This is a genomic window from Neobacillus terrae (assembly GCF_011393025.1).
Taxonomy (GTDB): domain Bacteria; phylum Bacillota; class Bacilli; order Bacillales; family Cytobacillaceae; genus Neobacillus_A; species Neobacillus_A terrae.
In genome coordinates this window covers 237,080-249,550 of the sequence record NZ_JAAOEO010000001.1, presented here as the reverse complement: position 1 = coordinate 249,550, position 12,471 = coordinate 237,080, and the positions used below count along the sequence as shown (strand labels likewise).

Genomic DNA, 12,471 nt, shown 5'->3' with positions numbered 1-12,471 from the left:
ATACCCCGTTTATTTAAGATAATTACTTTACACTGAACATATCTACTCTTTCCTTCCTATAAATAACTGCTTTTTTGATATAGTGAATGACAGTATCTATATCTTTTTCTGTCATATTCGACCCTGAGGGTAAGCACAACCCGTTATTAAAGAGAGTTTCCGAAACGCTTTCTTGTGTATTATGAGGGTAGTATTTCTTTTTTTCGAATACAGGCTGAAGGTGAAGAGGTTTCCAAACCGGCCTAGCTTCAATGTTTTCCTCACTTAAAGACCTAAGTATCTCTTTCACAGAAATTCCGGCCTCTTTCTCATTAATTGTTAATGCTGTTAGCCATCGATTTGAAAACGTATCGGTTAACTCAGGCATAAATGTGAAACCCGGTAAACTAGAAAGGTCTTCAAAATATCGTTGAAAAATGGCTCTCCTGGCCGTGATTCTATCCTCCAACACTCCTAACTGAGCTCTTCCAATGCCAGCTAGGATATTGCTCAAGCGGTAATTAAAACCGATTTGACTGTGCTGGTAGTGAGGTGCCGCATCCCTTGCTTGTGTAGCTAAGAATCTAGCCTTTTGTAAAGCTTCACGATCATCGGAAACCAACATTCCTCCTCCGGAAGTAGTAATAATTTTGTTCCCATTAAAGGAGAAAACACCAAATTTCCCAAATGTTCCACTTGCTTTTCCCTTATATACAGAACCGAGTGACTCTGCTGCGTCTTCAATAATGGGAACTCCGTAATGATTGCAGATTGATGTAATTTCATCCATTTTTGCACTTTGACCATACAAATTGACTACAATGACTGCTTTTGGAAGATCTCCATCTGTTATCGCGTCTTCGAAAGCATTTTCTAAAGCCTCTGGGGACATATTCCAAGTCTCAGGTTCCGAATCGATGAAAATGGGCTCCGCTCCTTGATAAATGATAGGATTTGCACTGGCGATAAAGGTTAGAGTGGAGCAAAAAACCTTGTCTCCTTTTACCACTTCTAATAAAGAAAGAGCCAGGTGAATCGCTGCTGTCCCTGAACTAACGGCTACCGCTTCACTGGCTCCTATGTATAGAGCTATTTCTCTTTCAAAGGCATCAACATTGGGTCCAAGAGGGGCAATCCAATTGGTCTCAAAAGCTTCATTAATATATTTTTGTTCATTTCCACTCATATGTGGAGAGGATAGAAAAATCCTTTTTTTATAGTTTGTTTGACCCAATTAATTCACCCCATGTTCACTTTCTTGTTCAATTTCACCCTCGCCGGTGTTCCTATTGCTATACAATTACCTGGGATATTATTGACCACGGTTGCTCCTGCCCCAATCGTTGTCCACTCCCCAATTCTATTATTTGGAATTATGGTGGCACCGCTCCCAACACAAGTACCCTCTCCAATTTCTACAGTGCCTGTTATTGTACTATTTGGACAAAGATGCACAAAATCTTCTAGCACACTATCATGCTCAACCACTGCACATGAATTAATAATACAATGATTTCCAATGACTGCATCTGCGTTGATAACCGAATTCGGCATAACAACTGTACCATGACCAATTTTTGCACTTAAGCTAATACTAGCTAAAGGATGAACAAGAGTTGCATATTGTTCGATAGGAAAGGCAAGTTCCTCTACAATTGTTTTTCTTACCTTGTTATCTCCAATGGCAATCAAAAACTTTACATCTGTATAGTCTTCAATAAATAGCTTTGCTGCACTAACAGGACCACAAAGAAAGTTATTAATTTTTTCGGTTCTTTGATACTTATAATCCAGATAACCATAAATTTGAAATCCCTTATTTGCAAGAATGATGTCAGAAATGACTTTACTGTGTCCTCCATGTCCTATAACTACTATATTCACGAACTCCCTCCTCCCATTGAAGAGTTTGATCCCTTAAAGGTCTCCACTGTAGCGCTTCCTGGTTGATTGATTCCATCTGCAATGAACACTTTATATGCCGTAAGAAGCAATATCTTCAAATCAAGAATGAACGATTGGTTTTTTACATACCAAACATCTAACTTGAATTTCTCGTCCCATGAAATTGCATTTCTGCCATTAACCTGTGCCCATCCAGTAATCCCTGGCCTTACACGGTGTCTTAGAGATTGCTCCTCAGAATATAGCGGAAGGTATTCAATCAGTAACGGTCTCGGTCCAACTAGGCTTAAATCTCCTATTAGGACATTCCATAACTGAGGGTATTCATCCAAACTGTATTTACGGAGGAAGTTTCCAAAGGGAGCTAACCTCATATAATCTGGAAGATATTTTCCATTCTCGTCTTTTCCATCTGTCATAGTTCTTAACTTATACAAGTAAAACGGCTTTCCATTTAATCCAGGTCGCTCCTGTTTAAAGATGATAGGAGAACCCAGCTTCATTTTCACTAACAAAGCAATTATGATATAGATGGGAGATAGACTAACAAAAAGAATTAAAGAAACCATAAAATCAAATAGCCGTTTCATGTTTCAACCTCCCAAGCTATTTGGAATCTGCTAACACTTGTTTTTTTATTTCTTCAATAATGTCTTTGACATTGATGGTATCTGTTTCTATCCCTTTAAAATAGATATTCAATAATATTTCCTGCAATTTCTTTTGCGTTAAATGTTCAGTTGTATTCATCCTACTGTCCTCTCTTAATATTCATTTATTTCCAATTAAAAAGTCCTCACTCGGAATACAGTAAGGACTTTCTCTTTCTTGATTTTTTTCATAACCATTAGGATTTAAACTCTGCCAGCGCCAAGCATCTTTACACATTTCGTCTATCCCTTTTGTAGCAGTCCATCCGAGACTTTTCTCTGCTTTTTCTGGGTCTGCATAACAAACAGCAACATCACCAGGTCTCGATTCAACTATTTTATACGGAATCTTCTTACCTGAAGCTTTTTCGAAGGCAGTAATCATTTCTAAGACACTATAACCCTTTCCTGTACCAAGATTGTATACTTCAACACCTGTCGAAAATGTAATCCTTTCTAATGCTTTCAAATGTCCTACTGCCAAATCAACAACATGGATATAATCCCTAACACCAGTCCCATCATTCGTCGGATATTGGTTACCAAATACATTAAGCTTCTTTAGTTTTCCAATAGCCACTTGTGTAATATAAGGCATAAGATTATTTGGAATCCCATTAGGGTCTTCCCCAAGAAGTCCACTTTGATGAGCACCAATAGGATTGAAATACCTTAAAATACAAATACTCCATTCTTTATCAGATGCATATAGATCTTGTAATATTTCCTCAATCATAAGCTTTGTACGCCCATAAGGGTTTTTTGCTTTCAAAGGGCTATCCTCAGAAATTGGGCATCTTTCAGGAACACCATAAACGGTTGCTGAGGAACTGAAAACTAAATTTTTAACATTATATTTTCTCATCTTCTCACAAAGAATAAGTGTACTTGTAATATTATTATGATAATATTCAAGAGGATTATATGAAGATTCTCCAACAGCTTTCAAAGCTGCAAAATGAATAACTGCTTCAATATCATTTTCTAAAAAGACTTTATCTAGACTATTTTTATCCAATAAATCAATTGTATAAAATTTAAAAGCACTTTGTGTAATTTCTTTTATTGTATTAATTACTTCAGGTTTACTATTTAAAAAGTAATCCAATACCACAATCTCATAACCGGCATTGAGTAATTCAATACATGTGTGACTACCAATATATCCTGCTCCCCCAGTAACTAAGATAGCCATTTATTTCCCCCTATTCATTTGAAATAACCAATTATCTTTATCCCAAGTAATAACTTCCATATTTAATATTTAAACTAATTACACTTTCGTAAAAGTAATAAGCCAAATAACATAAAAGTATTGAATAATATACAAGCTTTTGGTCTTTTTTTCTAAAAACCTTTACAATCCAAGATATTAGGATAATTTGGTAAAGTTCAAAATAAATATTAAATCTGGCAAAAATCCAGTTTCCCATCGAAATAATCATAAATGATAAACCGATAATAGACATATTTACAATATAATCAATCTCTGGGTTTATTTCTCTCAGTTTTTCTCTGCCAAAAAAAGCTATTATCAGTGGAACAGCAAACACAACTACCCTTATAACGTTTGCTCCACCTTCATTAACTTTACTATAAACACCATATTGGCTATCTTGGATTGCAGAAAACAATATATTTGCAAACTGATTAAAACATAAAACGATTAATATCGAAGAAAGTAAAAGGACAAGAGTCGCTTTTGACCATGCTTTATACCTAACTGTAAAATAAATAGGAATTAAAATAAGTGCACTTTGATGAAACAGAGATGCAAATAATACGACTAATATATATTTCAACCAATTACCATTAATTAAAAATTTCGTAGCTGTAAAAAAAATAGCTGTTGCTAGACATTGTCTAATTCCATTCATCGTTATTAAAAATAACCCACCCGTTATATAGACAAAAACACTTAATTCAAATAATCTTGAATATTTATATAAGCCAATAATGATAAGAACATTCGTTATTACTGCAGTTGTAAATATTAATATTTGTGGGTCGGTTGAATAGCTCTTAAGAATCATCTGAAGAATTCCGAATCCAATATCGTCTTGTGATTTAACTAATTCCCAAGTGAAGTTAGTAATATTGAACGTATGGATATAAAAGGGGGTATCTCCGATATTATTACGTAGCCCAGAAACTAAAATAAAGGAGAGTAACGTAATAAAAGCAAATAATTTGTTGGGTTTAATAGAAATCATCGACCCATTTAATAAAAGAGTACTTGAAAAATAACGTGAAAAAAGTGAAAAGAAAAATACCACTATTAGATTGATCCAAAGAACAGTCATTGAATAGGTCCTTTCAGTTTATTAAAGAATAAATTAAGGTCTATTTATCAGTTCTTTTTCTAAAACAGTTGAAAAATAATCCAATAATTGACTTCTTAAATCTTTATGTTTTAAAGCAAATTCAAGAGTCGTTTTAATGAAGCCCATCTTTTCTCCTACATCATATCGGGTCCCTTCAAAATCGTATGCATATACAGCTTCATATTCATTTAGAGTCGCAATTGCATCTGTTAGTTGAATTTCTCCACCAGCCCCTGGCTCTTGTAGACCTAATATTCCAAATATTTTAGGACTTAAAATGTAACGCCCTAATATAGCTAGGTTAGACGGTGCCTCTTCCCGGTTAGGTTTTTCTATTAAACTATTAACAGTATAAAATCGCTCTCCAATTCGTTTTCCCTCAACAATACCATATCTGTAAACATCCTTATCTGGCACAGCTTGAACCCCTAATATAGTCGCATTATATCTTTCGTATTGATTAATTAACTGTTTTAAACATGGAGTATCAGCACTTACAATGTCATCTCCTAAAAGGACCGCAAAAGGTTCATCCCCAATAAATTTGCGGGCACACCATATAGCGTGCCCAAGTCCTCTTGGTTCCTTTTGTCGGATATAATGGATATCGACCAATTTAGAAGATTTCTGCACTTCATTTAGCAATTCATATTTTCCTTTTTCCATTAGATTTTGTTCTAGTTCGAATGAATTATCAAAATGATCTTCGATTGCTCTTTTCCCTTTACCTGTTACAATAATAATATCTTCAATTCCTGATTCAACTGCTTCCTCAACTATGTACTGAATAGTTGGTTTATCCACTATTGGTAGCATTTCCTTAGGCATGGCTTTAGTTGCAGGAAGGAAACGGGTTCCTAACCCTGGGGCTGGTATAATAGCTTTTTTAACCTTCATTTAACATACTCCTTAAACTGAAATAGATATTTTGGGTGTTTTCATTATTTTATAGTTGGCTAGAAAGAGGAGCCGTTCCCTTATTTCTTCCTTGCTTAGTACAGCATAAGTGGAAATAATCTCTTCAATCTCTTTAATTAAAAGCTCCGAAGTTTTGCCTATATAAATTTTTGGATAGATCTGTTCATTATTAACTTCATCTTCTTGTAGTAATTCTTCAAACAACTTTTCACCTGGTCTAATCCCTGTGTACTTAATTCCAATTTCTTCAATTGAATTTCCTGAAAGTCTAATTAGGTTTTTGGCTAAATCAACTATTTTAACAGGCTCCCCCATATCTAAAACAAAAATCTCTCCACCTTTTGCAAGCGATCCCGCTTGAAGGACAAGCCTTGATGCTTCTGGTATAGTCATAAAATAACGAATCATATCAGGGTGAGTAACTGTAACCGGTCCCCCCTTTTCAATCTGCTTTTTAAAAAGTGGGATTACACTCCCCCTGCTTCCTAATACATTCCCAAACCGAACAGCTACAAACTTTGTCTCGCTTTTCTGGTCCATATTTTGCACAATCATCTCTGCTAAACGCTTTGATGCTCCCATAACACTTGTAGGGTTGACCGCTTTGTCCGTTGAAATCATGACAAATGTTTTGACTCCATTCCAGCTTGCTGCATTTGCAAGGTTCATAGTACCTAGAATATTGTTTTTAATTGCTTCTTCAGGGTTTAATTCCATAAGTGGTACATGCTTGTGAGCTGCAGCGTGGTAAACCATATCGGGCTGACAGATCCTCATTACTGACATTAACTTCTTAGCATCCTGGATATCTGCTATGACTGGAGTAAACTGAATATCTGTATTCCTAAAAACTTCTTTAAGTTCCAATTCAATAGAGTAAATACTATTTTCACCATGTCCTAATAAAACAAGCTGCCTTGGATGAAATTGTGCAACCTGCCTGCATATTTCTGAACCAATTGATCCACCTGCCCCTGTAACCATCACCACTTTGCCTGTAATATTTTCCGAAATGCTTTCTATATTCAAATCGACAGGTTCTCTCCCAAGGAGGTCCTCTACCTGAACATCCCGAAATTGATTTACTGAAATTTTTCCTGTCATTAAATCTTCGAGCATAGGGAGAATTTGGGTTTTCGCTGATGTTTTTGCACACTCGTGAAAAATTGTATTTAATTCTTTTTTACCTAGAGAAGGAATGGCAATTACAATGTGATCTATATCAAACTTCCAAACCGTTTCTTCTATTTTAGAAATCCCACCTACTACCGGAATCTCTAAGATCTCTAGTTTATGCTTTTTATTATCATCATCAATAAATGCAACCGGGAGTAGATCGGATTGAGTATTATTTAACAATTGTCTAGCTACCATTGTTCCTGCTGAACCTGCACCAATAATTAATAATCTTTTTTTATTAGCTAATAGATTAAGTTTATTGTCTCTTACTATTCTCCAATAAAAACGGGATCCGCCGATTAATGACATGTTTAAAAGCCAAGTAATAGCTAGTAAGCGAAAACTTATTTCATGGAAAAAGATTATCTGTGCACTTCCTACAACGGATATAGATAAGGTAACGGTCTTTAAGATACTGAGGAGTTCTCCAACACTGGCATATATCCAGGCCCGCTGATATAAATGAAATTTAAAAGATAAAAAATGATGGCTAATTAAAATAACAATAGAGGTGAAAATCATATGTAATGTAATTATATGAAGAGTTCCATACACAAAAAATCTACTGACGTATATTGCGGTAAGTACTATACAAGAGTCAATAAAAATAAAAAATGATAATCTCTGACGATATGTCATACTTCATCCCCTTTCCTTGTTATTTTTTTCAATTTAAAATATCTTTTAGTGGATCTCTAATTAAGATGTTACAAAATCTTTTTGAATTTTAGTTTTTAATAAAATATTATGAATCATTTCTCCAACTCCTTAAAGATGTTAAATATAAGTTCTAAATAAAAAGAACTTATATTTAACATTTTTAATAAAAGAGGGCATCAAACCCCTCCTCACATCATACTCTCGACGACAGGCGTCTAAGGTATCATACCCACAGCATGATCGAGTGCCTCCATTGATAAGGGAAAGGAGACATTTCCAGAATATTTATTTATATTTAAAACCAGTCGTTCTGAATTAAGAACGATTAATTAAAAAAATAAAACCTTATCTAAGTTATTGATTTAAAATTACACCTACTAAATTAGCTTTCGAAAATTTAATTACTTTTTTAGCTTCAAAAGCATTCTGAAGTTTTGTTCCACCATTTTTAACCACTAAAAGTACACCATCGCATTGATTTGCTAGCAATTTTGTTTCCGGAAAATTAAGGATAGCAGCGGAATCTAGCATAATAATATCATAGGAATCTTTTACTTTTTCTAATAAATCCCCTATCATTTTCGGATCAAAAAATTCTAATGGATTACTAGGAATTGGACCGGTATTTAGCAAATCTAATCTCCAGATTGTTGTATGGTGAATTGCTTCTGTATAAGACATCCTCCCTGTTAAAACATCTATTAATCCACATGAGTTAGAAATTTGAAATAACTCGCTCAAGTTTGGTTTTCTAAAGTTTGTATCAATTAAAAGGACTTTTTTCTTCTGCTGTGCCATACATACGGCTAAATTGGCCGCCACTATTGATTTTCCTTCACTCTCTCCGGAAGAAGTTACAAGAATGATTTTACCTCTTTCCTCATTTATAAGAAAATTTAAGTTTGTTAGTATCATTCTAACTTGGTCTGATACGACAGATTCTGGATAAGAGTGTGTAACTAATATTTGATTGGCTTTTGCTGTTTTACCTTTGCTTCTAACCAATAGTCTCACCCCTTACATCAGCATCTAATTTAATTTTATTTACTTTACGTTTTATATTTCTTTTATTTATTTTTGGGATTCTTCCTAAAACAGGAACATCCAACAATTCTTCAAGCTCTTTTTTAGATCTAACTCTATCGTCAATTGTTTCTAAAAAGAAAGCCGCTCCAATTCCACCCACGATACCACCGATAATTCCATATATAGTCTTTTTATTTGTTTTAGGATTAATGGAAATCGGATTTATTTTTGCCTTTGATAATATTCTAATGTAATCTTGACCAACAATCTTCGGAACTTCTTCTTTAAAAACCGCTGCTATCATATCAGCGATTTGAGATGCCCTAACTGCATTAGTGTCAATAACACTAATGCTTACAACCTGTGATCCATCTACACTATCTACCGATACCTTATTTGCTAATTGCTCTGATGTTTCACTTAAGTCCAATTTCTTTATCACTATATCTAGGATTGATGAATCTCGAACAATTACTTGAAGAGTCTTTATAGATGCAGCATCAGCGCCAATAATTACCCTAGTAGAAGACTGATACAACGGGGCCTCTGGAAGCTGATTTAATAAATATCCCGCTAAGCTTAGTATGGCAGTTACCATTGCTATAACTAAAAACCGTCTTTTCAAAACTAGGAAAAGTTCTTTAAGATTAATATCTCTCGATTTATTTTTTTGTTTAGAGTTATCCATGGAACCACCTTTTTTGTGATGTTTTATAGAACACACTTTTAATAATATAGATCAATAGTTGAATTACATTATTATTTATCCAGTTATTCTTTATATTATATATGATAGTTCTATATAAAGAACAAGTCAATATAAAATTAGTCTATACACTAACTTCAAACTGTTTTTTTAGCAATTGACTAAACATTCCCCGTTTTTCATTAGCAAGCTGGTTAAACTGCCCTTGTTGGATAATCTCTCCCTGATCTAATACCACTACCTGATCTGCATTACGTATGGTTGAAAGGCGGTGTGCAATAACAATAATTGTCATCGTTCCTTTGAGTCTTTCAATTGCTTCTTGAATCTTAGACTCGTTTTCTGTATCTAATGCACTTGTTGCTTCATCTAAAACAAGAATAGATGGTTTGCGTAAAATAGCTCTAGCTAGAACAAGTCTTTGCCTTTCCCCTCCAGAAAGCTTTATTCCCCTCTCGCCAATGATGGTATCCAGCCCGTTAGGTAACTTTCTAACGAAACCAGCTGCTTCTGCAAATTCAAGTGCTTCCCATATTTGTACTTCACTGGCATTTTGATCAATAATCAATAAATTTTCTCGTATAGTTGCATTAAACAGAAATGGATCCTGCGGTACATAACTGATTGAACGTCTCAAGGATAAAAGATTTTCACTTGATAGGGCTTTTCCGTCGATTAAAACCTCACCTCTTTCGGGCTTGTTAAGACCCATTAAGAGATCAATTAATGTACTCTTTCCAGCGCCAGAACGGCCAACGATAGCCGTCAATCGGTTTGCAGGAAATTGCAAATTAATTTTATGTAATGCATATGTTTGCTGTTCTCTATTGTATCTAAAATATACATCTTTGCATTCCATACCTTGTTTGATTAACCTGGGCTTAACATTATGAATATCTCTTTCGAGCAGCTCTTGATTCTCTAAACATTTCTTTTGAAGCGAAAGCAGATGCTTAAATGAAGGTAATACCGAACCCAACTGTTCTAGAGATGATTGTATTCCAGTTATTCTTGGCCATAATCTTGAGAATATAATAAGAATTAAGAACAAAGGTGCCGCCTGTCCTTTGAACATTTTTATAGACATAAAAACAAAAATAACTATTAAAATTGCTGAAACTACTTTATAAATGAAATTTGATTTTGTTTTCAATTCCACTGTTTTTATCACATTTTTTTCCATTCTCGTGTTTAGTTGGTTAAACCAATTAATGTGGTATTCTTCTAAATTATTACTTTTAATCTCTTTTATACCACTAAAATGATCATTTATTCCTGCCATATATGTTTGTGATATTTCTATATTATCTTGACCTAAGAGTTTAGACTTTTTTATGAATTTCCGCGAGCAAAAGACGAGTAAAATTCCAAATGCAATAACAAATAAAGTCATTTTTGCAGAAAGTAAACTTGCAATTCCGATTTGAATTAATGTAAATATAATAGAAGAGATAAAATTTAGTAGGAGACTTACACCTCCGCTAACACTACCAGTTTCCTTTATCATTGAATTTATAAGATCAGACTTCCGATTTTTAATAAAGAATTCCCAATCAGCTAGTAGTATTAATTTATATGTTTCTTCCCTTAAATAGCGAGCAAAACTTTGTTGAATTTTTGTATTAAGGATTGTTTGATTCCGTTGAAAATAACTTTGCCCAATCATAAGTATAACAAATAGACTTAAGAGTGCTGTCAAACTAAATGTTTGAGGAAGTTCTTTAATAAAACCAAAAAACTCATTAGCATAATTAATATTATTCATTTTTAAATCAACAATACCTGTTAGGTTAATTAAAGGAAGCAGCAAAAAAATGCCTACACCTTCAAATAGGCTAATTAATATCATTGCAGTTAGATTAATATACAATATTTTACCTGAATAAGAATGGATAAGTTTTATAAAATGCATTACTTCTTTCATTTTTGTTCCTCCAAGGAGAGATCTTGCTTCCTGACCTTCCTCCAAAAGCATAAAAAAGGTCTTAATATAAAATATAGGAAATGAAGTTTTTTGGGCAATGGTAATGTTACTGTATCGATATGGTATGGATACAAATGACTCAGTAAAAATAATATCTTTTGGCGATAAGACATTAACGAATATAAATGGCGACCATGATATAAAGAAACATCTTTAGGTACTGGGTAAGTATGCAGATTAACCATGTTTTCCAAATAAAATATTGCTTTCTGAGCTAGTGATTTTGATCGATTATCCGTAATAAACCGCTGCATTTCTTTCGTTACTTTGGCATTTAACAGTTGTGAAGATAAGATTATGCTTTGCCCAACAATATGAAAATTGTAGTATTTTTTCACAAGTGAATCTATTTCTTTCCAGTCTATTTCCTGTCCGATCATTCTGTGAATATCCATTAACCAACGGAGACGTGACCAACCGTGTCTTGCACCATGGGAGACAAGAAATAGAAATAAATCCTCTCTACCTAAGAAATAGATTGGACTCTTTGACGATAAGCTTTCTCTTTTACGTTCCCATAATTCGTTGAAGTTTGGTTCTTTTCCGGGTCCTGGATTTAGCCTCCAATGTATTTCAACCTTAATATTTTTTAATGAATTATAATAGGTAAAATGATGATGTCTCCATTTCCAATCTTCTAATACACTTTGTATATATGGATCTTTTTCATATCCATTTTCCTCCAATAGTTTATCCATAATATCAAGATCTTCAATTGGTATAAGTAAATCTAAATCTCCACATGTCCTTAGTGAAACATCGCCATAAATTTCAATACCAAGTATAGGGCCTTTTAGAAAGATAGTTTTTATACAATTAGTCTTAAACAATTGGGCTAATTGCTCCATTTCACCACTCAGTTGGAGCATTTTAAAAACATTCTTCCTATATAATCCACTAACTGTTTGGACAACAAATTGAGGAATAAATCTATTATCAAAACTTTGGAGTTTAGAAGCTAATAATGGATAAAACCGATGGTGTATGGTTAATTCCAAGAATAGTTTCCAATCTATATTATTGTATTCTTCTTTTAAATATTTTTGGGCATATCCCTCATCATCATTTTTTAACAAGTTAAGTATTAAAATTAATTCTTTAGGAACTTCCCGCATGTCGAGAATGAAATTATTCAATATG

The 12,471-nt window shown here is 33.8% G+C and carries 12 protein-coding genes; all 12 read right to left on the bottom strand.

Annotated elements, in window-relative coordinates; translation table 11 throughout:
• Nucleotides 1–22 precede the first annotated feature (22 nt).
• The 12 genes from G8761_RS01325 to G8761_RS01270 all read right to left on the bottom strand — a co-directional run bounded on the left by G8761_RS01325 (nt 23) and on the right by G8761_RS01270 (nt 12,470).
• Nucleotides 23–1,165, bottom strand: coding sequence for a DegT/DnrJ/EryC1/StrS family aminotransferase (locus G8761_RS01325; RefSeq protein WP_166023308.1), 1,143 nt, complete (start codon nt 1,163–1,165; stop codon nt 23–25).
• Nucleotides 1,166–1,218: 53 nt separating this feature from the next.
• Complete coding sequence (locus G8761_RS01320; RefSeq protein ID WP_166022875.1) at nt 1,219–1,863, bottom strand: NeuD/PglB/VioB family sugar acetyltransferase; 645 nt, start codon at nt 1,861–1,863, stop codon at nt 1,219–1,221.
• A complete protein-coding gene (locus tag G8761_RS01315; protein ID WP_166022874.1) occupies nt 1,860–2,474 on the bottom strand; it encodes a sugar transferase in 615 nt (204 codons plus the stop codon). The genes G8761_RS01320 and G8761_RS01315 overlap by 4 nt, the downstream gene beginning before the upstream one ends.
• Nucleotides 2,475–2,490: 16 nt before the next feature.
• Nucleotides 2,491–2,634 (bottom strand): YwzD family small protein, encoded by a 144-nt coding sequence (locus tag G8761_RS01310; RefSeq protein WP_166022872.1) that lies wholly within the window; start codon nt 2,632–2,634, stop codon nt 2,491–2,493.
• A 21-nt stretch (nt 2,635–2,655) separates the two neighbouring features.
• A complete protein-coding gene (galE, locus tag G8761_RS01305; protein ID WP_166022870.1) occupies nt 2,656–3,729 on the bottom strand; it encodes a UDP-glucose 4-epimerase GalE in 1,074 nt (357 codons plus the stop codon).
• Between the two features lie 37 nt (nt 3,730–3,766).
• Complete coding sequence (locus tag G8761_RS01300) at nt 3,767–4,837, bottom strand: EpsG family protein (protein ID WP_166022868.1); 1,071 nt, start codon at nt 4,835–4,837, stop codon at nt 3,767–3,769.
• Nucleotides 4,838–4,870: 33 nt separating this feature from the next.
• A complete protein-coding gene (gene galU / locus G8761_RS01295) occupies nt 4,871–5,755 on the bottom strand; it encodes a UTP--glucose-1-phosphate uridylyltransferase GalU (RefSeq protein ID WP_166022866.1) in 885 nt (294 codons plus the stop codon).
• Between the two features lie 12 nt (nt 5,756–5,767).
• Nucleotides 5,768–7,594, bottom strand: a complete 1,827-nt coding sequence (locus tag G8761_RS01290; RefSeq protein ID WP_166022863.1) for a polysaccharide biosynthesis protein — start codon at nt 7,592–7,594, stop codon at nt 5,768–5,770.
• Between the two features lie 375 nt (nt 7,595–7,969).
• The gene (locus tag G8761_RS01285; RefSeq protein ID WP_166022862.1) at nt 7,970–8,620 is read right to left on the bottom strand and encodes a CpsD/CapB family tyrosine-protein kinase; all 651 of its coding nucleotides are present in this window, start codon (nt 8,618–8,620) and stop codon (nt 7,970–7,972) included.
• A complete protein-coding gene (locus tag G8761_RS01280) occupies nt 8,613–9,329 on the bottom strand; it encodes a YveK family protein (RefSeq protein WP_166022860.1) in 717 nt (238 codons plus the stop codon). Before G8761_RS01280 ends, G8761_RS01285 begins: the two co-directional genes overlap by 8 nt.
• Nucleotides 9,330–9,471: 142 nt before the next feature.
• A complete protein-coding gene (locus G8761_RS01275) occupies nt 9,472–11,271 on the bottom strand; it encodes an ABC transporter ATP-binding protein (protein ID WP_166022858.1) in 1,800 nt (599 codons plus the stop codon).
• Nucleotides 11,268–12,470 (bottom strand): nucleotidyltransferase family protein, encoded by a 1,203-nt coding sequence (locus G8761_RS01270; RefSeq protein ID WP_166023306.1) that lies wholly within the window; start codon nt 12,468–12,470, stop codon nt 11,268–11,270. Before G8761_RS01270 ends, G8761_RS01275 begins: the two co-directional genes overlap by 4 nt.
• Nucleotide 12,471: the final 1 nt, after the last annotated feature.

Bases quoted from the DNA above. Each gene is read 5' to 3' on its own strand.
- G8761_RS01310 (WP_166022872.1), bottom strand. From the start codon at position 2,634: ATGAATACAACTGAACATTTAACGCAAAAGAAATTGCAGGAAATATTA.
- galU (WP_166022866.1), bottom strand. From the start codon at position 5,755: ATGAAGGTTAAAAAAGCTATTATACCAGCCCCAGGGTTAGGAACCCGT.
- G8761_RS01280 (WP_166022860.1), bottom strand. From the start codon at position 9,329: ATGGATAACTCTAAACAAAAAAATAAATCGAGAGATATTAATCTTAAA.
- G8761_RS01325 (WP_166023308.1), bottom strand. From the start codon at position 1,165: ATGAGTGGAAATGAACAAAAATATATTAATGAAGCTTTTGAGACCAAT.
- G8761_RS01290 (WP_166022863.1), bottom strand. From the start codon at position 7,594: ATGACATATCGTCAGAGATTATCATTTTTTATTTTTATTGACTCTTGT.
- G8761_RS01315 (WP_166022874.1), bottom strand. From the start codon at position 2,474: ATGAAACGGCTATTTGATTTTATGGTTTCTTTAATTCTTTTTGTTAGT.
- G8761_RS01275 (WP_166022858.1), bottom strand. From the start codon at position 11,271: ATGAAAGAAGTAATGCATTTTATAAAACTTATCCATTCTTATTCAGGT.
- galE (WP_166022870.1), bottom strand. From the start codon at position 3,729: ATGGCTATCTTAGTTACTGGGGGAGCAGGATATATTGGTAGTCACACA.
- G8761_RS01300 (WP_166022868.1), bottom strand. From the start codon at position 4,837: ATGACTGTTCTTTGGATCAATCTAATAGTGGTATTTTTCTTTTCACTT.